This is a genomic window from Tahibacter harae, assembly GCF_024437735.1.
Lineage (GTDB): Bacteria > Pseudomonadota > Gammaproteobacteria > Xanthomonadales > Rhodanobacteraceae > Tahibacter > Tahibacter harae.
The window spans coordinates 1-21,399 of the sequence record NZ_JANFQO010000024.1; the positions used below are offsets into that span (position 1 = coordinate 1).

Genomic DNA, 21,399 nt, shown 5'->3' on the forward strand with positions numbered 1-21,399 from the left:
TCGGGATTCGGGATTCGGGATTCGGGATTCGGGATTCGGGATTCGGGATTCGGGATTCGGGATTCGGGATTCGGGATTCGGGATTCGGGATTCGCAGGGAGTGTGCGGCGGAATCCGGGGTTTTTGGCAAGTGACAATTGCCCGATTTCTTCGAGAAAAAGCGGAAGGCTCCCTCTCCCCCAGGCAAGCTTGGGGAAGAGAGCTGGGGTGAGGGGGCGACGATCAATGCCCCTCGCCGTTGGATTTTCGCAAAAATCTTCAACACGCGAAGAGCCGGCGAAAACCGGAATTCCTCGCGACTGAAGCGCCGCCCCCAACCCTCTCCCCAAGCGCGTTCGCGCTTGGGGAGAGGGCTTCCAGGCCTGCAGCAATCCCGCAGCCCATAGCCCGCAATCCACAACGCATCTTTCCCCCAACCCCGAAACCAGCGCGATTGTTTCCCCCACACAGCTACGCTGTTCACGCCAGCCGGCTTGGCACAAAGCATCGCAGCAACCATCTTGCGCGGATGAGTCCACCGGAGCCGTCCATGAACACCGTAGCCCCCACGCCCCGCACCATCATCAAGACCGTACGCGGCATGCCCGCCAGCGACGGCGCCGGCGTCAAGCTCAACCGCGTGATCGGCCAGCCCGCGCTGGACATGCTGGATCCCTTCCTGATGCTGGACGAATTCCGCTCCGACCAGCCCGGCGACTACCTGGCCGGCTTCCCCGACCATCCGCACCGCGGTTTCGAGACCGTCACCTACATGCTCGCCGGCAACATGCGCCATGGCGACAACCAGGGCAATACCGGCCGCCTGCGCGCCGGCAGCGTGCAGTGGATGACGGCCGGTCGCGGCATCGTGCATTCGGAGATGCCGGAGCAGGAAGACGGCCTGATGTGGGGCTTCCAGCTGTGGGTGAATCTGCCGGGCAAGGACAAGATGTGCGCGCCGCGCTACCAGGACATCGCGCCGGAACAAGTGCCGCGCCTGCAGCCGGCGGACGGCGTGGAACTGCGCCTGCTCACCGGCCGCATCGGCGATGTGGCCGGCCCGGTCACCGATGTCGCGACGGCGCCTCTGTACGTCGATGTGCGCCTGCAGGCCGGCGCGCAGTGGACCGCCGATGTGCCGGCGACGCACAACGCCTTCGTCTACGTCTACGAAGGCGAGGCCACGATCGGCAGCGATGCTTCGGCACGCAGGCTGGCACGCGGCGAGCTGGGCGTGCTTGGCCAGGGCGACAGCGTGACGCTCGCCGCCGGCGGTGCCGCGACGAAACTGATTCTCGTCGCCGGCAAGCCGCTGAACGAGCCGGTGGCGAAATACGGCCCCTTCGTCATGAATACGCAGGAGCAGATCATGACGGCAATCCGCGATTTCCAGGCCGGGCGGTTCTGATACCACCGCAGCCGAGCTGTCCTGACCGGGCCGGCGCGGCGGCGAACCGGATATGCCGGCGGCACTCCAGGCTATGACGCTTCACACTGCCTCAGCCTGCGGGTGCCGTCCTGCTGCAGCACCGACCGCACCCTCTGCACCAATCGGGTGCACCTCGATTTTGAGTTGACCGGGCGCGTACTGGATCCCGTCGCCAGTGACGGACAGGGCGGAGGGTTGCGCCGGATAGCTTGAAATTTTCCTGATTCTTTCGCCGCAAACGAAGAAGGGGCCACAGCCCCTTCCTCGTTCCCCCATCGCTCCGATTGATTACGGCGCGGCTGGCTTCAGCTGCCGGTCGAACCAGCGCTTGAGCGTGTTGTAGACATGCTTCTTCATCGCCGGCGTGGACATGCCGTGCTTGCCGCCGGGATAGGTCATCAGCTCGAACGCCTTGCCGCGGTTCTGCAGTTCCGCCATCAGCTTGGTGGAATGGGTGAACAGCACATTGTCGTCAGCCATGCCGTGGATCAGCAGCAGCGGCGAGGTCAGGCCGTCCAGCCAGGGCAGCACGCCGCTCTTGCGATAGCCCTCGGCATTGTCCTTGGGCAGGCTGAGATAGCGTTCGGTGTAGTGTGTGTCATACAGCGTCCACTCCGTCACCGGCGCGACCGAGACGCCGGCAGCGACGATGTCGGAGGACTTGGCCAGCATCATCAGCGTGAGATAGCCGCCGTAACTCCAGCCGAACACGCCCATATGGCGTGCATCGACCCAGGGCTGCTTGGCCAGCCACTGCAGCGCGGCGCGCTGGTCTTCCACCTCGACCGCGCCGAGCTGGCGGTAAATCGGATCGGAGAAGGCGCGGCCGCGCCGCGACATGCCGCGGTTGTCCAGGGTGATGACGACATAGCCCTGCTGCGCCAGGTACTGGTCCAGCAGATCGCCGAAATCGCGCTTGGCCAGCTGCACCGTGGGTCCGCCGTAGAAATGCGAGATCACCGGATAGCGCTTGGCCGGATCGAAGCCCGCCGGCTTGTACAGGCGGTACCACAGGTCCTGGCCGTCGGCGGCCTTGATGCTGCCGAACTCGGGCACGATGTGCTCGGCCTGGTAGGGTGCGTACGGGTGCTTGTCGTCGACCTTATTCTCGGCGATCCAGGCCAGGCGCGAGCCGTCGGGCCTGCGCACGCTGACCTGGGTCGGCGTGCGCGGATCGCTCCAGCTGTCGACGAACAGCTTCACGCCCTCGCTGTCGCCGGCAAAGCTGGCTTCATGCCAGCCATCCTCGGCGGTGATGCGCTGCGGCGCCGCGGCGTTGCTGCCGTCCAGCTTGAGTGCGTAGACCTGCTTGTCCAGCGCGTGGTCGCGGTTGCCGGCGACGTAGACCAGACCGGCGGCCTCGTCCACGGCCAGCACTTTGTCCACGACCCAATTGCCGCTGGAAAGTGCAAATTTTTCCTTTCCATCCATATCGTACAGATACAGATGCTTGTAGCCGCTGCGCTCGGAGGCCCAGATGAAGGCCTGCTGGCGCTTGAGGAAGCGCAGGTCTTCGTGCAGGTTGATCCAGTTGGGCTGGGTCTCGCTGAGCAGCACGCGCTGCTTGAGCGTCTCCTGGTCGACCAGCACCAGGTCGATGCGGCGCTGGTCGCGGCTCTGACGCTGGAAGGCGAGGTGCTTGCCGTCCGGCGTCCAGTTGACCCGGTTGAGGTAGATGTCCTCGTCCTTGCCCAGGTCTATCCAGCGTGGCCGGCCGCCGGAAGGACGGATCAGGCCCAGCTGCACGCGCGCATTGGGCTGGCCCGCGGCCGGATAGCGCTGCTCGGTCACGTCGGTGCCTTCGGCCTGGATCTCGAAGCGCTTCACCTCGGGCACCTGGGCTTCGTCGTAGCGTTCGAACGCGATCCATTCACCGGTCGGCGACCACCAGTAGCCGCTGAAGCGGTCCATTTCTTCCTGCGCGATGAACTCGGCCTCGCCGTTGTGCACCGTGCCCTTGCCGTCGTCGGTCAGGCGGAACTTGAGATTGGTCTTGAGATCGACCACCCACAGGTTCTGCTGGCTCACGAAGGAAACGTAGCGTCCGCTGGGGGCGACCTGGGCGTCGATGATCTCGGCATCCTTGGGCGTGAGCGAACGTACGGCGTCATCGGGCGCGGCCTTGAGGTCGTACAGGTACAGCTGCCCGGCCAGCGGGAACAGCAGGCGCTGGCCGTCCGGCGACCAGCGGTAGCTGACGATGCCCTTGAGGCCGGCGATGCGCTGGCGTTCGCGCGTAGCCTTTTCCGCATCCGACAGCACTTCCTCGGCAGGCTGCAGGCGGCGCGAATCCACCAGCAGGCGCGTGGCGTCGTCGGCCAGGTTGTATTCCCACAGATCCAGCAGGTTCTGGTCGTCGGCCTTGCCGCGCAGGAAGGTGACGCGGCTGCCGTCGGGCGAGATCTTCAGGCCGCGCGGCGTGGGGCCGAGCAGGGCCGGGTCGTCCAGCAGGCGTTCAACGGTGAGTTTTTCGGACATCGCAGGCAGGGAAATGGCCATCAGGCCGGCCAGAAGCATCGTACGCATAAAGCACCATCGGCGGGCGAAGGCCCCATTAGACCGGGTTTGGGTGGCCGCAGTCATGTCGCGCCGCGTTGCGGGGGGCGCGTTTTGCGCCTTATTCCGCCGGTTCGCCTGCTAGCATGCGCGCACTCGCACGGAGAGCCCCCATGATCCAGCGCGCATTCGCCGCCGTCCTGTTGCTGCTGACCCTGACCGCGGCCCATGCCGCCAGCCCGACCGACCCGCGCGCCTGCGCCGGGATCACATCGGATTCCGAGCGCCTGGCGTGCTACGACACACTGTTTCCGCGCCGGGTCGCGCCGGCCGCCGGCCCGGCCGCGGAGCAGCAGACGCTCTACGCCCACGACGACCGCGACGCCGCGCAACAGCCGCCGCGCTCCCTGCTCGACAGCCGCTGGGAGCTGGATCCGCAATCCAAGCTCGGCGTCTTCAATATCCGCGCCTACAAGCCGCTGTACGTTCTTCCCTTTTTTCACACCTCCAATATCAACGCCTCGCCACGCAGCCCCTCGCCCGGTCATGACGTGGAACTGCCGGAGCGCCTGAAGGCCGCCGAGATGAAGTTCCAGCTCAGCTTCAAGGGCAAGATCGCCGAGAACCTGTTCGGTGACAACGGCGATATCTGGCTGGGCTATACCCAGGCCTCGCACTGGCAGGTGGCCAACCCGCAGATCTCGCGCCCGTTCCGCGAGACCAACTACGAACCGGAGCTGATGCTGACGCTGCGCTCCAACTATCACATCCTGGGCTGGGACGGCCGCCTGTTCGGCATCGGCGTCAACCACCAGTCCAACGGCCGCAGCCTGCCGCTGTCACGCAGCTGGAACCGCGTCATAGGGCAGGTCGGCTTTGAACGCGGCGACTGGACAGTGATGCTGCGGCCGTGGTGGATCTTCAAGGAATCCTTCGACAAATCCGACAACCCCGATATCGGCGACTACGTCGGCCACGGCGACGTGCAGCTGGTGCGCGTGTGGAACGGCCACGAATTCGCGCTGATGCTGCGGCCCTCCAGCGAAGGCGGCGCGGCGCAGTTCGACTGGGCGTTTCCGATCCACAACCAGCTGCGCGGGCATGTGCAGGTGTTCGATGGGTATGGCGAGAGTCTGATCGACTACAACCATCGGGCGACGTATATCGGGGTGGGGCTGTCGTTGCTGGAGTGGTATTGAGCGGGCGGCGGGCGGTTTCAACGAGTGTGGTTGAACCGCCGGCCAGCATTTGTTCTGCCGCCAGCTCAGTCGTCGTGCGCCGCCACCTGCGCCTTGGACGGACTTACACCAGCAGATTTGCCGACTGCGCCACCCCGTCGATGTGATCCGCCCACGCCTGTAGCGTTTCCCGCCGCTGTTCGGCGTATTCCATCTGGTTGTAGACGCCACGCACATCGCCAATGATGTGGTTTAACGCTTTCTCCCACGTCCAAAGACCAGCCTTGCTCCTGCACCAATGTCGGTGCGGTAGGTCATAGGTCGCATGGGGGCACACCTAGGCGGCAGCGGCGTGGAAGGCTTGCTCTTTGCTTGCGCCAGGTAGCGCTGCGTACGTACTCGGCGGTCATGGCCCGGGCAGCTTGCTGCCGATGCGCGGCAGAATGTCCTTTTCCAGGTAGCGGAGAGACATCGTCACGTGCTTGCGGTCGTGCGAATGGATGTCCCTGACGAAGCGCTCGGCAAAGCCGGCCAAGGTGGTGCTTCACTTCCCAATGCAGAAGTTGGAAAAGATCGCACCGAGCAAATCATCGCTGCTGAACTCACCAGTCAACTCCCCCAGATCCCGCTGCGCATGGCGCAGTTCCTCGGCGGCCAGTTCACCAGCCTGCTGCGCCACCAGCGCGAATTCCGCTGCGGCGAGATGCGCAGCTACGCGCTCCAATGCCAGGACATGCCGCGTGCGCGCGCTGAATGCGCCGGTCGCTGCATCTCCGCCGTGGGCGAGGGATTTGAGTTCGCTGCGCAGCAGATCGAGGCCGGCGCCGGTGCGCGCGGAAAGGTCGATGCGGATGCCGCTGGCTTCTTCGCGACGCTGCGGTTCCGTGCCGCTGAGATCGATCTTGTTGCAGATCAGCAGGCGCGTGCCGCCGGACTGGGCGGGGCCCAGCAGCTTGAGGTCTTCACTTAGGTGTTCGGCATCGGTAACGAGCAGCGCGACGTCGGCGCGTTCGAGTTCCTGGCGCGCGCGGCGCATGCCTTCGCGTTCGACCACGTCGGTCGAATCGCGCAGGCCAGCGGTGTCGACCAAGGTCAGCAACACGCCGTCGAGCTGGATGTTCTCGCGCAGCAGGTCGCGGGTGGTGCCGGCGACAGGGGTGACGATGGCGCGGTCCTGGGCGGCGAGGGCGTTGAGCAGGCTGGATTTGCCGGCGTTGGGACGGCCGGCGATGACGACGTGGAGGCCGTCGGCCAGGCGTACGCCGCGGCGGGTCTCGCTGAGCAGGGTGGAAAGTTCGTCGCTGACGGCGTCCAGGCGGTTGCGCAGTTCGGGTTCGGCGAGGAAGTCGATTTCGTCTTCAGGGAAGTCGATGGCGGCTTCGATGTAGACGCGCAGGTCGATCAGATTCCTGAGCAGCTTGCGCACGCGCGCGGAGAAGGCGCCGTCGAGCGAGCGCAGCGCGGCGCGGGCGGCGGTTTCGGACTGGCTGGCGATCAGGTCGGCGATGGCTTCGGCCTGGGCCAGGTCGAGTTTGCCGTTGAGGAAGGCGCGTTCGGAGAATTCGCCGGCGCGGGCCGGGCGGGCGCCGAGTTCGCAGACGCGGCGCAGCAGCAGGTCCAGCACCACGGGCGCGCCGTGGGTCTGCAGTTCGACCACGTCTTCGCCAGTGAACGAGTTCGGTAGTGGAAAATGCAGCAGCAGGCCGCGGTCGATGAGATCGCCGGCAGCGTCGCGAAAAGCGCAATAGTGCGCATGGCGCGGCTGTGGCGTGCGGCCCAGCAAGGTGGTTGCGATGGCCGTGGCATCGGCGCCGGAGACGCGCAGCACGCCGATGCCTGCCGCGCCCGGCGCGGTGGCGATGGCGGCGATGGTTTCGGCGTTCTTGCTCATGGCAGGCCTTTGGCGTCGCGCCTGCCTGCGGAGGGGAGCTGCCGCGGCGGCGACAAGCGGTGAAGCGGAAGGGAGTGACGGCGCGCCCGGACCACTCAGGCCCGGGCGCGCGAGTGAAGCTTACTTGGCGTCGGCGGCTTCGATGCGGCGCGTGATGATCCACTGCTGCAGCAGCGAGGTCATGCCGTTGACGGTCCAGTACAGCACCAGGCCGGCAGGGAAGAAGGCAAACAGCACCGAGAAGATCACCGGCATGATTTTCATCATGCGCGCCTGCACCGGATCCATGCCGGTGGTCGGGGTGAGGTACTGGGTCGCGATCATGGTCGCGGCATTGAGCAGCGGCAGCACGAAGTACGGGTCCGGCGCGGTCAAGTTCTGGATCCACAGGAAGAACGGCGCCTGGCGCAGCTCCACGCTTTCCACCAGCACCCAGTACAGGGCGAAGAACACCGGGATCTGCACCAGCATGGGCAGGCAGCTGCCCAGCGGATTGATCTTCTCCTTCTGGTACAGCTCCATCATCGCCTGGTTCATTTTCTGGCGATCATCGCCGTAGCGATCCTTCAGCGCCTGCACGCGCGGCTGCAGCTTGCGCATCTTGGCCATGGAGCGGTACTGCGCTTCGCTGAGCTTGAAGAACACGGCCTTGATCAGCAGCACCAGCAGGATGATGGCGAAGCCCCAGTTGCCGGTCAGCGCGTAGAGCTTGGCCAGCACCCAATGCAGCGGCTCGGAGATGAAGGTGAGCACGCCGTAGTCGATGGTCAGGGCCAGGCCCGGGGCGACGTCGTTGAGGGTGCTCTGCAGCTTGGGGCCGACGTACAGGCGCGCCTCGCTGGTGGCGCTGCCGCCGGCGGGCACGCTGATGCCCGGGCCCATGCTGCGGATCAGGAAGCGCGGCGCCGCGTTGGCGTTGCCGCCATGGATCTCGGTGGTATAGCTCTCGGGCGACTTGTCCTGCGGCAGCCAGGCGGCGAAGAAGTAGTGCTGCAGCATGGCGATCCAGCCGCCGGTCACTGCCTGATCCTTCAGCGGATTCTTGGCAAATTTATCGAATGCGAGCTTCTGGAATTTTTCTTCCGGCGAATACCAGGCCGCGCCGGTGAAGCTGTAGGTCTGCGGGTTGGTGATGGAGCCGAAGAAGCCATGCTTGGCCGCCGGCGGAATCACCCGCTGCAGCTGGCGGTAGGCGTTGCCGCTCCAGGCCGCGCCGCCTTCGTTCTTGATTTCCTGGCGGGTGCCGACGACGTAGCTGCCGCGCTCCAGCACATAGACCTTGCGCACGCTCAGGCCGGTGGCGGAATCGGTCCAGGTGAAGGGGACTTCCAGCGTCTTCTGGTCGGCGCCGAGGCTGTAGCTTTTCTGTTCGCTGCTGAAGACGTCCTGGTGGCTGGGCGACTTGGCCGAGCCGGTGGCGCTGGTCAGGCCGGACTGGGCGACGAAGAAGTGATCGGCGCTGTCGTCGAGCAGGCGCACCGGGTGGGCGTAGTCCTTAGGCTGCTGCGGATAGGCCAGCAGCTCGGCGCGGATCACGCTGGCGCCGCGGCTGTCTATCCACAGCTTGAGCACATCGGTGCTCACTTCGATCAGCTCGCCCTGGGCGGCGGCGGCGCTGTCGGGTACCGCGCCAGCGGCGGCGGGCACGGCCGCGGCATTGCTGGCGGCCGGCACGTCAGTACTCTGGCCGGTGGCGGCGGTGCCGTTCGCGGCGGCCGGCGCCGCGGCGGTGGGCGCGGTGCCGGGGGCAGGGGCCTGGGCATAGTCCTGCTGCCACTGGTTCCACATGAGGAAGGAAACCAGCAGCAGGGCGATCAGCAATATGGAACGCGGATTAGTCATGGGCTAGGCAAGGCTGGCTGCCGGAGAAGTTCCGACGCGGATGGGGACGGGGCGCAGTGCGATCAAGACAGGCGCGCCGCAAGCGGCGCGAATCGACCGCGCATTGTGCCGGGGGCGTGTTGCGGCTTCAACGCTGGGGCGGCGGAAGTTTGCTCCAGAGCAGTTCCAGGTCGGCCAGCAGCTCGGCGCCGGACGTGGTGACTGCGGCGCTGCGCGCGATGACCAGGATATCGACGGCCGGAAACTGCGCGCGGTGGCGGCGGAAGCTTTCGCGCACCAGGCGCTTGAGCCGGTTGCGCTGTACCGCCAGTTTCGAGACACGGCGAGACACCGCCAAGCCCAGCCGGGCGGCGGTGTCTGCGGTAGTGCGGTATTCGGCGCTGAAGTAGCGGCTGCCGATGCGGCGGCTGCCCTGGCGCAAGCGGGCGAAATCGCCCGGCTTGAGCATCCGCGCGGCGCGCGGGAAGCGGAACGCTCCCATGGCGCCGCGGCGGTACGGCTTCAGACAGCCAGACGCTTGCGGCCCTTGGCGCGGCGAGCGTTGATGACCTTGCGGCCGTTCTTGGTCTTCATGCGGCTGCGGAAGCCGTGGTCACGGGCGCGCTTGAGGCGGCTCGGCTGGTACGTGCGCTTCATGGCGTCGTCTCCGAAAGGGCAGGATGGGGGAAAAGGGGCGGGAGAATAGTAGCCGCCGCGCCGCAGTGTCAAGCCGCGCGTGGCGGAAAAACCAGCGTCGGCGTAGACTTCCGCGCTTTGCCGGGATCCCCGGCACCCCGCCAGTCGACGAGGAAGTAATGAGCGAACTCTGGCGGCGCTGTCTGGAACGCCTGGAAGGCGAGTTCGGCGCCGAAGATATCCACACCTATCTCAAACCGCTGCAGTCGGTCGAAGGCGACGACGGCCTGCGCCTGCTCGCGCCCAATGCGTATACGCTGGAACGCATCGAGGGCGAGTTCCTACCGCGCATCCGCGCCATTCTCGGCCATCTGGCCGGGAAACCGGTATCGGTGCGGCTGGAAGTGGGCACGCTGAGTTCGCGCCGCGCGGCGCCGGCGGCGCGTACGGCGTCGAACCGGCCGGCCGCCGCCGCCGCGGTCGTGGCCGAGGCGCCGCCGCCGCCGGCCGAGTTCGACGGCAACCTGGATCCGAACTACACCTTCGACAGCTTTGTCGAGGGCAAGTCGAACCAGCTGGGCAAGGCCGCGGCGATCCAGGTCGCGACCAATCCGGGCCGCGCCTACAACCCGCTGCTGCTGTACGGCGGCACTGGCCTGGGCAAGACCCATCTGATGCACGCCGCCGGCAACCTGATCCGCGAGAACAACCCGCGTACCAAGGTGATGTACCTGCGCTCGGAGCAGTTCGTGTCGGCCATGATCGACGCGCTGCGCAACAAGAACATGGACGAGTTCAAACGCCGCTTCCGCGAGGTGGACGCGCTGCTGATCGACGATATCCAGTTCTTCGCCGGCAAGAACACCACGCAGGAAGAGTTCTTCCACACCTTCAACGCGCTGTTTGAAGGCAAGCAGCAGATCATCCTGACCTGCGACCGCTACCCCAAGGAAGTGGAGAACCTGGAGCCGCGGCTGAAGTCGCGCCTGGGCTGGGGCCTGTCGGTGGCGATCGAGCCGCCGGACTTCGAGACGCGCGCGGCCATCCTGCTGTCCAAGGCCCAGGCCAAGGGGATGAACCTGCCCGAGGAAGTGGCCCTGCTGATCGCCAAGCGCATGCGCTCCAACGTGCGCGACCTGGAAGGCGCGCTCAATACGCTGGCCGCCCGCGCCAATTTCCTCGGCCGCGCGATCACGCTGGAGTTCGCCCAGGAGACGCTGCGCGACCTGCTGACCGTGCACGCCCAGGCGATCACGGTGCCCAACATCCAGAAGACCGTGGCCGACTTCTACCAACTGCGCCTGCAGGATCTGCTGTCCAAGCGCCGCTCGCGCTCGCTGGCGCGTCCTCGCCAGGTAGCGATGGCCTTGTCCAAGGAATTGACCGAACACAGCCTGCCGGAAATCGGCGAGGCCTTCGGCGGACGCGACCACACCACGGTGCTGCACGCCTGCCGGACCATCCGCGACCTCACGGAAACCGACGGAAAGCTGCGCCAGGATTACGAAAAGCTGGTGCGCATCTTGACCGGTTGACTGCCTGTGGATAAACAGGGGGCAGCGCTGGGGGCCGAAGTTATCCACAGTTGGTCGACAAGCGTACGGCGCGTTTCCAGCACAGTTTGCGGAACATCAAGTTTCTGATTTTAAAGCGGAAATTCGGGTTTTCCCGATTTTTCGCCTACGCTACAACCACTGAAACCTTCCTAAAAGAACAAGAACTTTCTTTAGCGATCCGGGAATCCTCGAACATGCGATTCAGCCTCCAACGCGAAGCACTGCTAAAACCGCTGCAACAAGTCGTCGGCGTAGTCGAACGGCGGCAGACACTGCCGGTGCTGGCCAACCTGCTGGTCAATGTCTCGGATGGCCGGGTGTCCTTTACGGGTACGGACCTGGAAGTCGAGATGGTGGCTGCGACTGCCGCCGTGACCAGCGAGCCCGGTGAAGTCACGATTCCGGCGCGCAAGCTGTTCGACATCTGCCGCGCACTGCCTGATGGCGTGAATGTGGATGTGAAACTCAGCGGCGACCGCGTGGTCATCAGCGCTGGCCGCAGTCGTTTCACGCTGGCCACGTTGCCTGCCGGCGAATTTCCCACGGTCGAGAACATCGAAGTGGTGGAGAAGGTAGAGCTGCCGGAAGCGACCCTGAAGAACCTGATGGATCGCACGGCGTTTGCGATGGCGCATCAGGACGTTCGCTACTACCTCAACGGCATGCTGGTCGACCTGCGCGAGAATGCGCTGCGTTGTGTTGCCACCGACGGCCATCGTCTGGCCCTGGGCGAAACGGCGGTCGAAGCCAAGGTTTCGCAGCGCCGGCAGATCATCATTCCGCGCAAGGGCGTGCTGGAGCTGCAGGGCTTGTTCGAGAACGGCGACGGTGTGGTCGCGCTGGAATTCGGCAAGAACCATCTGCGTGTACGTCGCGGTGATGTGCAGTTCACCTCGAAGCTGATTGACGGCCGCTTCCCGGATTACGAGGCTGTGATTCCGATTGGTGCGGACAAGGAAGTGCGCATCGGGCGGGACACGTTGCGCACGGCGCTGCAGCGCGCGGCCATTCTGTCTAACGAGAAGTATCGCGGTGTGAAGCTGGACGTGGCGCCAGGCCGACTCGGCATCGTGGCGCACAACCCGGAGCAGGAAGAGGCGAACGAGGAGCTGGAAGCCGATACCTCGGTCAGCGATCTGAGTGTCGGCTTCAACGTGAACTATCTGCTGGATGCGCTGGGCGCACTGAGCGGCGAGAACGTGCTGCTCTGTCTGCGTGATGGGCAGTCCAGCTGCCTGCTGCGGGCGCAGGATTCGGAGGAATCCCGCCACGTGGTGATGCCGCTGCGGCTCTGACCCGCAACGAACCCGGTAATCAGCAAAGCCTGCGGTGATTTCAGCCGCAGGCTTTTTTGTTGGCGAAGCGAATGGAAATCCTGGAACTCAGACTGGCCAATGTCAGGAACGTGGAATTCGCGGAGCTGATGCCAGCGCCGGGGATCAGCGAGTTCGTGGGCGAGAACGGCGCGGGTAAGACGTCGGTGCTGGAGTCGGTGTTCATGCTCTCGCATGGCCGCTCGTTCCGTTCGGTAAAACGGGAGAGCTTGATCCAGTTTGGGGCCGATTCATTGGATGTGTTCGCGCGCTTGCGCGGCGCGGCGGGGGAACGGCGCCTGGGTTTGTCGCGGCGGCGAGGCGATTGGGCCGCACGAGTAGATGGGCGCGAAGTCGCATCGCTGGCGGAGCTGTTGGGCGAGATTGCGGTGGTCTGTTTTGAACCCGGTTCGCATGCTTTGATTTCCGGCGCTTCGGAGGAACGGCGGCACTTCGTCGATTGGGCGTTGTTCCACGTGGAACCTGAATACATGGAAGTATCGCGGCGTTACCGCCGCGCGCTGAAGCAGCGTAATACCTTGCTCAGGTCGGGCAGGGCAGTAGCGGAGTTGGAGAGCTGGGATGTGGAGTTGGCGCGATCCGGTGTTCTGCTGGATAACTGGCGCGACCGTTATTTGCGTGAGCTGCTGCCGGAGTTGCAGCAACTCTGTCTGCTGCTGCTGCCGGAGCTGGGTGCGCCGGATTTGCGCTATTCGCGAGGCTGGCTACCCGAGCTGGATCTGCTCGATGCCTTGCGCGAACGGCGCATCCGAGACCTGGAGCGGGGGCATACGAGTACCGGACCCCATCGAGCTGACTGGAAGATAGGCTTCGAACTGGCCCCGGAGCGGGAGCACCTTTCGCGCGGACAGGAGAAGCTCTGCGCGCTGGCTTTTCTGCTGGCCCAGGCTGCGCTGTTTTCACGGCAGCGGGGCGAGTGGCCCGTATTGTGTCTGGACGACCTGGCTTCAGAGTTGGATGCCGGACATCAGCGGCGGGTGCTGAGCTGGCTATTGCAAACGGGAGCGCAGGTGATGATTACCGGTACCGCAGCCTTGGACCAGAATGGGTTCGAGGCAAGCTCCTATCAAATGTTCCACGTGGAACGTGGACGGGTTTTGGCATATTGAACGATTGGGCTGATCCGGGGAGGGAAGCCGGTCGCGTCCTGGGCGAAGCGACGTAACTTTCAATCTCACGTCGCCGCGGACTGCTACGGGATATCTGCTCAGGAATAACTGCTGCAGGACTCTTTCCTGGAGGCAGGCGCACACAGATGAACCAGTTCGGTTGGAGCCGCGCGAGTAGACGACCGCTGCGAAATAGGTGTTCGTCTATGTGCTAAGGAAGCGCACCAGTCTGCGGGAACTCGACCCAGGCGAATTCAGCCACCGCTGTCCACCGGAGCACTCACTGATCTGCGCGCGGCGAGACAGGTGGAGAGCCGGGCAGGGAACCTGCCTGTGCAACAAGCTCGGGTTTCGTTAGATCCCAGCACACAGGGATCCTTCTCACTGGGAAATGCTCTGGTGCCTGCCAGCGTCTGATCTGCGCGCAACCAAGCCCACACGCAAATCCGGCCAGTCCGGTCCCGCCCATCGCGGGTATCCTGGAAAGGACGAGCGCAGCCTTCCACTACCATGCTCGTGTAACTGGCCGCCCGGCGTCTCGCCACCGACCTATGTTCCACGTGGAACAGGCCCCAACCTTCAGCACTGCTATAATTCCGCAATTCTGTCACCCGCCGCGGCTATTCCGGCTGCGGCCATGCCTGGCGAGACGCATGAGCGATCAGTACGACGATAGCAAGATCAAAGTCCTCAAAGGCCTCGAGGCCGTGCGCAAGCGCCCGGGCATGTACATCGGCGATACCGATGACGGCACCGGTCTGCATCACATGGTGTTCGAGGTCGTGGACAACGCGATCGACGAAGCCCTGGCCGGCTTCTGCGATCACGTCATCGTCTCCATCCACCAGGACGGTTCAGTCAGCGTCGCCGACAACGGCCGCGGCATTCCGGTCGGCATACATCCGGAGGAGGGCAGGTCCACGGCCGAAGTGGTCATGACCGTACTGCACGCCGGCGGCAAGTTCGACGACAACTCCTACAAGGTTTCCGGCGGCCTGCACGGCGTCGGTGTGTCGGTGGTGAATGCGCTGTCCGAGCGGCTCTGGCTCAACATCTTCCGCGACGGCCACGAGTTCATCCAAGAGTATTCCCACGGTGAACCGCTGTACCCGCTGAAGCAGGGCAATCCCTCGAACCGCCGCGGCACTACCGTGCGCTTCCTGCCCAGCACGCAGACTTTCAGCAATATCGAGTTCCATTACGACATCCTGGCCAAGCGCTTGCGCGAGCTGTCGTTCCTGAACTCCGGCGTCAAAATCGAGATCATCGACGAGCGCCACGACAAGCACGACGTCTTCGCCTACGAAGGCGGCATCAAGTCCTTCGTGCAGCACCTGGCCCAGCTCAAGACCCCCCTGCACGCCAACGTGGTGACCTTCAATGCCCAGCAGGACGGCATCACGGTCGAGGCGGCGCTGCAGTGGACCGACGCCTACCAGGAAACCTGCTTCTGCTTCACCAACAACATTCCCCAGCGTGACGGCGGCACCCACCTGACCGGCTTCCGCACTGCGCTGACGCGCTGCATCAGCAACTACATCGAGTCCTCCGGCATCGGCAAGAACGCCAAGGTCGCCTTCGCCGGCGACGATATGCGCGAAGGCATGATCGCGGTGCTGTCGGTCAAGGTGCCGGATCCGAAGTTCTCCTCGCAGACCAAGGACAAGCTGGTTTCCTCCGAGGTGAAGGGCATCGTCGAGCAGGTGGTCAACGCCAAGCTCGAAGAGTTCCTGCTGGAAAACCCGGCCGAGGCCCGCGCCATCGCCAGCAAGGTGGTCGATGCCGCCCGCGCCCGCGAAGCTGCGCGCAAGGCCCGCGAAATGACTCGCCGCAAGGGCGCGCTGGATATTGCCGGCCTGCCCGGCAAGCTGGCCGATTGCCAGGAAAAGGATCCCGCGCTATCGGAACTGTTCATCGTCGAGGGTGACTCCGCCGGCGGCTCCGCCAAGCAGGGCCGCAACCGCAAGACCCAGGCCATCCTGCCGCTGAAGGGCAAGATCCTGAACGTGGAGCGTGCCCGCTTCGACAAGATGCTGTCCTCGGCCGAAGTCGGCACCTTGATCACGGCGCTGGGCTGCGGCATCGGCAAGGACGAGTACAACCCGGACAAGCTGCGCTACCACCGCATCATCATCATGACTGACGCGGACGTGGACGGCTCGCACATCCGCACGCTGCTGCTGACCTTCTTCTACCGCCAGATGCCCGAGCTGATCGAGCGCGGCTATGTCTATATCGGCCTGCCGCCGCTGTACAAGCTCAAGCAGGGCAAGACCGAGCTTTACCTCAAGGACGACAGCGCGCTGAACCAGTACCTGATCGGCAATGCCGTCGACAACGCCGAGCTGCGCTACAGCCCGGACGCGCCGCCGATAAGCGGCCCGGCGCTGGAAAAGCTGCTCGCCGACTACCAGATCGCGCTGGACCAGATCGACCGCCTGGGCCACCGCTGCGACGCCAACGTACTCAGCGCCATGCTGGAGCTGCCGCCGCTGGACGAAAACGTGTGGGGCAGCGAGAGCGCCGTCGCCAGCTGGCTGCAGCGCATGTCGGCGCGCCTCAACAACGTCGGCCTGGGCCGCGCCCAGTACCGCCTGCGCGTGCAGCCGGCGACGCCGGACCATCCGGCTGCCCTGGTGGTCGACCGCGACCAGCACGGCCTGACCCATACCCAGCTGCTCCCGGCCAGCTTCATCGCCAGCCCCGAAATGAAGCCCATCCTGGACGTCGCGCGCCATCTCGCCGACCTGGTCCAGGCCGGTGCGGAGATCCGCCGCGGCAACACCGCCGCGCCCGTGGAAAGCTTCGGCAAGGCCCGCACCTGGCTGATGGACGAGGCCAAGAAGGGCCGCACCATCCAGCGCTTCAAGGGCCTCGGCGAAATGAATCCGGAACAGCTGTGGGAGACCACGGTGAATCCGGAGACGCGCCGCCTGCTGCAGGTCAGCATCGAGGATGCGGTCGCCGCCGACCAGATCTTCTCCACCCTGATGGGCGACGTCGTGGAACCGCGCCGCGAGTTCATCGAGAGCAACGCGCTGCGCGTGGCCAACCTCGACGTCTGAACGAAACGCCCAGGTCGCCCGGCCGCCGGCCGGCGCTGGGCGGCCCCCCGCGCCGGCAGGAAACGGTGTGCAACCCGCTTCAACCCCGCAGCGCCCGCTCCCGCGTTATCGCGGCTCGCGCTGCCGGCGCCGGCCGCCGCTCCGCCCCGTCCGCGCGGGTTTTGCGCAAATGGACGGCTGAACGGCCCGGGGCAGGGCGCCGCAGGGTGCAAGCCCGCCAGAACCCAATGGTCCGGACAATTTTTATTTGGGAATTTTTACTGATTTACGTTTGTGGTTTTCCGGCGCGGACTACGAAAACCCCCGTAAACAAGCCGGGATTCGACTAAGTTCCACACGTCCAGACATATTCGTAACAACTCGTTGCAAGCGGTTGGAATGCTTGAGATTCTGTTTAACGCCGCGGTAACGAACCGGGCCGGACATATGCTTGTAGTTTGCACATTCGCGGATTAACCTCTGCGACCCCTTTACCGCTTGCGCATTGCGCAGGCCTAGAGAAACCAGTCGAGGCGCCATCCAATGCACGTTCCCAACGTCAAGAAGCTCGTCCTTTGTCTCGGTGCAGCAACCCTGCTCGCGGCCGGTGTCGCTTCGGCTTCGCGCATACCGGGTGAGCGTTCGTCCGAATCGCAGCGTTCCAGCAAGAGTTCCAAGAAAGAAGAGAACGCCTATCCGAACGCCAAGCGCCATGATCCGAAAACGGACATGCCGAGTTCGCTGGGCACCAAGCTGAACAAGGCGCAGGACGCGGCGACCGAAGGCGACACCGACAAGGCCCTGGGCCTGATCGAGGAAGTGCTCAACGACAAGAAGGTCACGCCGTACGCCAAGGCCTTCGCGCTCTACCTGCGTTCCAACGCCAAGTGGGAAAAGGAAGACGGCGCCGGCGCCATTGCCGACCTCAAGGAATCCATCGCCCTCGACGCGCTGCCGAACAACAACCAGTTCCCGGCCATCTACACCCTGGCCCAGTTCCAGCTGCAGGAAGAGCAGTACGCCGACACCATCAAGACGGTCGACCAGTACATCGACCAGAGCGGCGACCGCAAGGCCGAGGCGATCGCGCTGAAGGGCAACGCCCTGTACCGCGCCGAGCGCTACCAGGAAGCTGCCGACACCATGAAGGCGGCAATCGCCGCCAGCGACAAGCCGCAGGACAGCTGGAACCAGATCCTGATGGCCAGCTACTTCGAGCTGAACAACTACGGCGAAGCCGCCAAGATCTCCGAGGCGCAGCTGGCCAAGAACCCCACCGACAAGAAGCTGATCCAGCAGCTCGCCTCGATCTACGTCAACAGCGACCAGAACGACAAGGCACTCAAGCTGCTGGCCGATTCCAAGTCCAAGGGCCTGATGACCACGGCCGAGGACTACAAGCTGCTGGCCCAGCTCTACGCCCAGGCCGACAAGCCGGCCGAAGGCGCCGCGCTGCTGGAAGAGGGCTTCCAGAAGGGCGTGATTCCCGCCTCCAACTATGAGCTGACCAAGCTGCTCGGCGACTCCTACGCGCTGGCCGACAACGAGCCCAAGGCGATCGAGGCCTACAACAAGGCCTCGCCGCTGGCCAAGGACGGTGAAGTCGACTTCCTGCGCGGCCAGCTGCAGATCAATGCGCAGCAGTGGGCGCCGGCCAAGGAGTCGCTGACCAAGTCGCTGCAACGCGGCGTCAAGCGCCAGGGCGCGGCGTACGTGCTGCTCGGCAATGCCGAAAACGAACTTGGAAACAAAGCTGCAGCAATTGCGGCCATGGAAAAGGCCAAGGGTTATCCGGAAACCGCCGACATGGCGGGGAAATGGCTCAAGATGATCAAGGGCTCCGGCGTTCCTAATAAAAAGTAAGTCACTCCGCATTCCGCGCAATACCGGCGCGGTATTCGGCGACCTTCAGGCCGGGTTAATATAGCCACTCCGACGACTCAGCTTGAGCGTCGGGCTGGCCTCGTGTACGGTGCCAGCCCCGCAAAACAGCTGCATTGCGGTCCACCCCGCGACTAGCCCATAGATCTCACACAGCGAACCTTGGTTCAAAGCAAATGGCGTTGACGACAGAAGACCAGCGCGAAACCTACAGTTGGAGGCGCACCTCAGCGCTGGCCGCCGCCATGGCCGTGCATGCACTCGCCTTCATCATGATGATTGCGCCGGTGGCTCCGCCGCAGGCGAAGGAAAAGAAGAAGGAGGCCATCGTCTCGGTCGAATTCGTCGAGCCGCCGCCGCCGCCCCCGCCGCCGCCGCCCCCGCCGCCGGAGCCGCCGAAGAAGCCGCCGCCGAAGATCATTGAAAAGGTCAAGCCGCCGCCGACTCCGCCACCGGAGCCGCCGCCGGCGATCGTGACCGAAGAGGCCACTCCGATGTCGATTCCGGCGCCGCCGCCGGCACCGCCGGCTCCCCCGGCGCCGCCCGCCGATATCGCGCCGAGTGAGAACATCAGCTATCGCAAGGCGCGTCCGCCGCGCTATCCGCCGCAGGCTGTGCGTCAGCGCCATGAAGGCGAAGTCGTGCTGCGCGTGCTGGTAGGCGTGGATGGCAAGCCCAAGGATATTCAGGTCGAGAAATCCTCCGGATATCGCGAACTGGATCGCGCGGCGATTGATGCCGCCCAGACTTGGGTGTTCAATCCGGGTCAGAAAAACGGTGCTGCGGTTGAGGGCTGGGCACTGGTTCCGTTCCGCTTCAGCCTCAACGAACTGTAACTTCCACACCACGTAACACTTAATTCAAGGGTAGCGTCATGTTCCAAGATACTTCGACCCCGGCGGGGTCCGTTCCTCCGGCGGCGGACGCAGCGGCTGCCGCTGCACCCACCCTCGGCACCAACAGCAATGCTGCAGCCCTGAAGGAAATGGGCTTTGGCCACCTGATCCAGAACTACAACCCGTCGAACCCGAACTTCGACCTGGTCGGCGCCATCGTCTTCGTGACGCTGTGCCTGTTCTCGGTCATGTCGATCTACTGGATCGTGCTGAACCTGATCCGCAACACGGCTATCCGCGGTCGCATGAACAACATCATGAAGACCTTCTGGGAAACGCCGTCGGCCCAGGAAGCGATCCGCTTCATGGAAGAGCAGCCGGCTTCCGAGCCGTTCTCCAAGATCGCCCTGGACTGCGCTTCGGCCGCCGCCCACCACCAGCGCCATGAAGGCAGCCGTCTGGTGGAAGCGCTGAACCGCTCCGAGTTCATCGACCGCGCCCTGCGCCAGGCCGTCGCCCGCGAAAGCGGCCGTCTGGAAGGCGGCCTGACCGTGCTCGCCACGGTGGGTTCGACCGGTCCGTTCGTCGGTCTGCTCGGTACGGTGTGGGGCATCTACCACGCCCTGATCCGCATTTCGGCTTCCGGCGACGCCTCCATGTCCGCAGTGGCGGGTCCGGTGGGCGAAGCGCTGATCATGACCGCGTTCGGTCTGTTCGTCGCAATCCCGGCCGTGCTGGCGTACAACTTCTTCGTCCGCTCCAACCGTGTGATCCTGGCGCGCTTCGACGAATTTGCCCACGACCTGCACGATTTCTTTGCTACCGGTTCGCGTGTCGAAGCTGGCGCGGCTCCCGCTCCGGCCCGTGGCGCGGCTCCGGCGGCGCCTGCTGCGAGGAAGTAAGCCATGGCATTCAGTTCAGGCGGCGGCGGCGGTGGCGCGCCGATGGCCGAAATCAACGTCACGCCGCTGGTCGACGTGATGCTGGTGCTGCTGATCATCTTCATGATCACGGCGCCGATGATGCAGCACAAAATCCGTATCGACCTGCCGCAGGCCTCGCTCAATCAGACGCAGACCGAACAGGTCGATCCGATCGACCTGGCCATCAAGGAAGATGGGACGATGTACTGGAACGACAGCCAGATCAGCGATCTGGAACTGAAGGCCCAGCTCGCCGTCAGCGCACAGAAGACCGTGCAGCCGGAACTGCAGATTCGTGCCGAGAAGAACACTCGCTACGAAATCGTGGCCAAGGTCATGGCGGATGCCAAGAACCAGGGCATGGTCAAGATCGGCTTCGTCACCACGCCGGGTGCGCGAGGCAGCCAGCAGTAAGCAGTAAACAACGCAAGCTCGCCAACGCTACCCTGCCGGTGCGAGCCGGAGAAAACGCCTCGGGAAACCGAGGCGTTTTTTTGTGCCCGGAAGAAAGCGGCGAGCTGGGCCGCCACGGCGATTTCCGGCCGAGCCGTGTAGCCGAAGCGAGGACCGATAACTGATGCCGCTGTGGTTTCGAGCCGGAAGCATTCGATTCCTGCCGCTTTCTGCCTCGCGGACCGGGCCAATGTCCGGTGGAACATCGCCCCGGATCGGCTCATCCCGCCGCCAGCCACCCCGCAAACGCGCAATTTCCGCAAACATCCCATACGGCCGACCATGACCAATGGCCTATGCCGCGTTCTATGCTGGGGCCGCCACCCTCGGCGAATCCGGAGCGCAAGCGCATGTCGGCACTCACCGTACGTTCCACCGAACGGCCATTGGCCGAAATCAACATAACCCCGCTGATCGACGTGATGCTGGCGCTGCTGCTGATCTTCATGATCGCCGCGCCGCTGGTGACCAAGACCATACCGCTGCCGCTGGGCGGCAGGGATAGTGCCGCCCAGCCGCGCACGGTGGAGCTGGGCATCGCCGCCGACGGCCAGGTCATGTTCAATGACCAGGCCCTGCAGTCCGTGGAAGTGCAGGCCCAGCTGCTGAGCTGGGCTGGTCAGAAGGAAAAGCCGCTGCTGCAGTTGCGGCCGGACAAGGCCACACCGCATCAGTATCTGATCGATGTACTGGCCCTGGCGCGGCAGAGCGGCATGGAGAGCATCGCGATCGAGACGCCGCGCTGAATTATTGATTTATCGTTTTATTCATTTATTCCAAAGTCGGCGAAGTCGCGTTTGCGCTTCGCCGGCAGGAATCTGCGGCTTCGATCT

17 protein-coding genes are annotated in these 21,399 nt (G+C 64.5%); 11 read left to right on the forward strand and 6 right to left on the reverse strand.

Annotated features, from left to right (window positions below):
• The first annotated feature begins 529 nt into the window (after window positions 1–529).
• Window positions 530–1,387, forward strand: a complete 858-nt coding sequence (locus tag NM961_RS20090) for a pirin family protein (RefSeq protein WP_255916210.1) — start codon at window positions 530–532, stop codon at window positions 1,385–1,387.
• Window positions 1,388–1,696: 309 nt separating this feature from the next.
• On the opposite strand, the gene NM961_RS20095 is transcribed toward NM961_RS20090, so the two are convergent.
• Window positions 1,697–3,934: a S9 family peptidase gene (locus tag NM961_RS20095; protein WP_255916211.1), complete on the reverse strand. Its 2,238-nt coding sequence runs from the start codon at window positions 3,932–3,934 to the stop codon at window positions 1,697–1,699.
• Between the two features lie 143 nt (window positions 3,935–4,077).
• Between NM961_RS20095 and NM961_RS20100 the strand changes: the two genes are divergently transcribed.
• Complete coding sequence (locus NM961_RS20100; protein WP_255916212.1) at window positions 4,078–5,103, forward strand: phospholipase A; 1,026 nt, start codon at window positions 4,078–4,080, stop codon at window positions 5,101–5,103.
• 385 nt (window positions 5,104–5,488) lie between these two features.
• On the opposite strand, the gene NM961_RS20105 is transcribed toward NM961_RS20100, so the two are convergent.
• From NM961_RS20105 to rpmH, 5 genes are all read right to left on the reverse strand, one after another.
• Window positions 5,489–5,617: a hypothetical protein gene (locus tag NM961_RS20105; RefSeq protein WP_255916213.1), complete on the reverse strand. Its 129-nt coding sequence runs from the start codon at window positions 5,615–5,617 to the stop codon at window positions 5,489–5,491.
• A 9-nt stretch (window positions 5,618–5,626) separates the two neighbouring features.
• Complete coding sequence (mnmE, locus tag NM961_RS20110) at window positions 5,627–6,973, reverse strand: tRNA uridine-5-carboxymethylaminomethyl(34) synthesis GTPase MnmE (protein WP_255916214.1); 1,347 nt, start codon at window positions 6,971–6,973, stop codon at window positions 5,627–5,629.
• 120 nt (window positions 6,974–7,093) lie between these two features.
• Complete coding sequence (gene yidC, locus NM961_RS20115; protein ID WP_255916215.1) at window positions 7,094–8,815, reverse strand: membrane protein insertase YidC; 1,722 nt, start codon at window positions 8,813–8,815, stop codon at window positions 7,094–7,096.
• A 127-nt stretch (window positions 8,816–8,942) separates the two neighbouring features.
• Entirely contained in the window at window positions 8,943–9,296 is a 354-nt protein-coding gene (gene rnpA / locus NM961_RS20120) for a ribonuclease P protein component (protein WP_255916216.1), read from the reverse strand.
• Between the two features lie 20 nt (window positions 9,297–9,316).
• Entirely contained in the window at window positions 9,317–9,451 is a 135-nt protein-coding gene (rpmH, locus tag NM961_RS20125; protein ID WP_255916217.1) for a 50S ribosomal protein L34, read from the reverse strand.
• 158 nt (window positions 9,452–9,609) lie between these two features.
• On the opposite strand from rpmH, the gene dnaA reads away from it, so the two are divergent.
• The 9 genes from dnaA to NM961_RS20170 all read left to right on the forward strand — a co-directional run bounded on the left by dnaA (window position 9,610) and on the right by NM961_RS20170 (window position 21,312).
• Window positions 9,610–10,965 (forward strand): chromosomal replication initiator protein DnaA, encoded by a 1,356-nt coding sequence (gene dnaA, locus NM961_RS20130; RefSeq protein ID WP_255916218.1) that lies wholly within the window; start codon window positions 9,610–9,612, stop codon window positions 10,963–10,965.
• Between the two features lie 215 nt (window positions 10,966–11,180).
• On the forward strand, window positions 11,181–12,281 hold the full coding sequence (gene dnaN, locus NM961_RS20135) for a DNA polymerase III subunit beta (RefSeq protein ID WP_255916282.1): 1,101 nt from the start codon (window positions 11,181–11,183) through the stop codon (window positions 12,279–12,281).
• A gap of 71 nt (window positions 12,282–12,352) precedes the next feature.
• Window positions 12,353–13,429 (forward strand): DNA replication/repair protein RecF, encoded by a 1,077-nt coding sequence (gene recF, locus NM961_RS20140; RefSeq protein ID WP_255916219.1) that lies wholly within the window; start codon window positions 12,353–12,355, stop codon window positions 13,427–13,429.
• A 653-nt stretch (window positions 13,430–14,082) separates the two neighbouring features.
• On the forward strand, window positions 14,083–16,494 hold the full coding sequence (gene gyrB / locus NM961_RS20145) for a DNA topoisomerase (ATP-hydrolyzing) subunit B (RefSeq protein WP_255916220.1): 2,412 nt from the start codon (window positions 14,083–14,085) through the stop codon (window positions 16,492–16,494).
• 522 nt (window positions 16,495–17,016) lie between these two features.
• Complete coding sequence (locus tag NM961_RS20150) at window positions 17,017–18,336, forward strand: tetratricopeptide repeat protein (protein WP_255916221.1); 1,320 nt, start codon at window positions 17,017–17,019, stop codon at window positions 18,334–18,336.
• Between the two features lie 194 nt (window positions 18,337–18,530).
• Window positions 18,531–19,190 carry an energy transducer TonB gene (locus tag NM961_RS20155; protein WP_255916222.1) on the forward strand — a complete coding sequence of 220 codons (660 nt, stop codon included), beginning with the start codon at window positions 18,531–18,533 and terminating at the stop codon, window positions 19,188–19,190.
• 149 nt (window positions 19,191–19,339) lie between these two features.
• Window positions 19,340–20,092, forward strand: coding sequence for a MotA/TolQ/ExbB proton channel family protein (locus tag NM961_RS20160; protein WP_305119281.1), 753 nt, complete (start codon window positions 19,340–19,342; stop codon window positions 20,090–20,092).
• Between the two features lie 3 nt (window positions 20,093–20,095).
• The gene (locus tag NM961_RS20165) at window positions 20,096–20,527 is read left to right on the forward strand and encodes an ExbD/TolR family protein (protein ID WP_255916224.1); all 432 of its coding nucleotides are present in this window, start codon (window positions 20,096–20,098) and stop codon (window positions 20,525–20,527) included.
• Between the two features lie 389 nt (window positions 20,528–20,916).
• Window positions 20,917–21,312 (forward strand): ExbD/TolR family protein, encoded by a 396-nt coding sequence (locus NM961_RS20170; protein WP_255916225.1) that lies wholly within the window; start codon window positions 20,917–20,919, stop codon window positions 21,310–21,312.
• Window positions 21,313–21,399 lie beyond the last annotated feature (87 nt).

Coding starts and splice junctions, on each gene's coding strand:
- NM961_RS20090 (WP_255916210.1), top strand. CDS start 530: ATGAACACCGTAGCCCCCACGCCCCGCACCATCATCAAGACCGTACGC.
- NM961_RS20095 (WP_255916211.1), bottom strand. CDS start 3,934: ATGCGTACGATGCTTCTGGCCGGCCTGATGGCCATTTCCCTGCCTGCG.
- NM961_RS20100 (WP_255916212.1), top strand. CDS start 4,078: ATGATCCAGCGCGCATTCGCCGCCGTCCTGTTGCTGCTGACCCTGACC.
- mnmE (WP_255916214.1), bottom strand. CDS start 6,973: ATGAGCAAGAACGCCGAAACCATCGCCGCCATCGCCACCGCGCCGGGC.
- yidC (WP_255916215.1), bottom strand. CDS start 8,815: ATGACTAATCCGCGTTCCATATTGCTGATCGCCCTGCTGCTGGTTTCC.
- rnpA (WP_255916216.1), bottom strand. CDS start 9,296: ATGGGAGCGTTCCGCTTCCCGCGCGCCGCGCGGATGCTCAAGCCGGGC.
- rpmH (WP_255916217.1), bottom strand. CDS start 9,451: ATGAAGCGCACGTACCAGCCGAGCCGCCTCAAGCGCGCCCGTGACCAC.
- dnaA (WP_255916218.1), top strand. CDS start 9,610: ATGAGCGAACTCTGGCGGCGCTGTCTGGAACGCCTGGAAGGCGAGTTC.
- dnaN (WP_255916282.1), top strand. CDS start 11,181: ATGCGATTCAGCCTCCAACGCGAAGCACTGCTAAAACCGCTGCAACAA.
- recF (WP_255916219.1), top strand. CDS start 12,353: ATGGAAATCCTGGAACTCAGACTGGCCAATGTCAGGAACGTGGAATTC.
- gyrB (WP_255916220.1), top strand. CDS start 14,083: ATGAGCGATCAGTACGACGATAGCAAGATCAAAGTCCTCAAAGGCCTC.
- NM961_RS20150 (WP_255916221.1), top strand. CDS start 17,017: ATGCACGTTCCCAACGTCAAGAAGCTCGTCCTTTGTCTCGGTGCAGCA.
- NM961_RS20155 (WP_255916222.1), top strand. CDS start 18,531: ATGGCGTTGACGACAGAAGACCAGCGCGAAACCTACAGTTGGAGGCGC.
- NM961_RS20160 (WP_305119281.1), top strand. CDS start 19,340: ATGGGCTTTGGCCACCTGATCCAGAACTACAACCCGTCGAACCCGAAC.
- NM961_RS20165 (WP_255916224.1), top strand. CDS start 20,096: ATGGCATTCAGTTCAGGCGGCGGCGGCGGTGGCGCGCCGATGGCCGAA.
- NM961_RS20170 (WP_255916225.1), top strand. CDS start 20,917: ATGTCGGCACTCACCGTACGTTCCACCGAACGGCCATTGGCCGAAATC.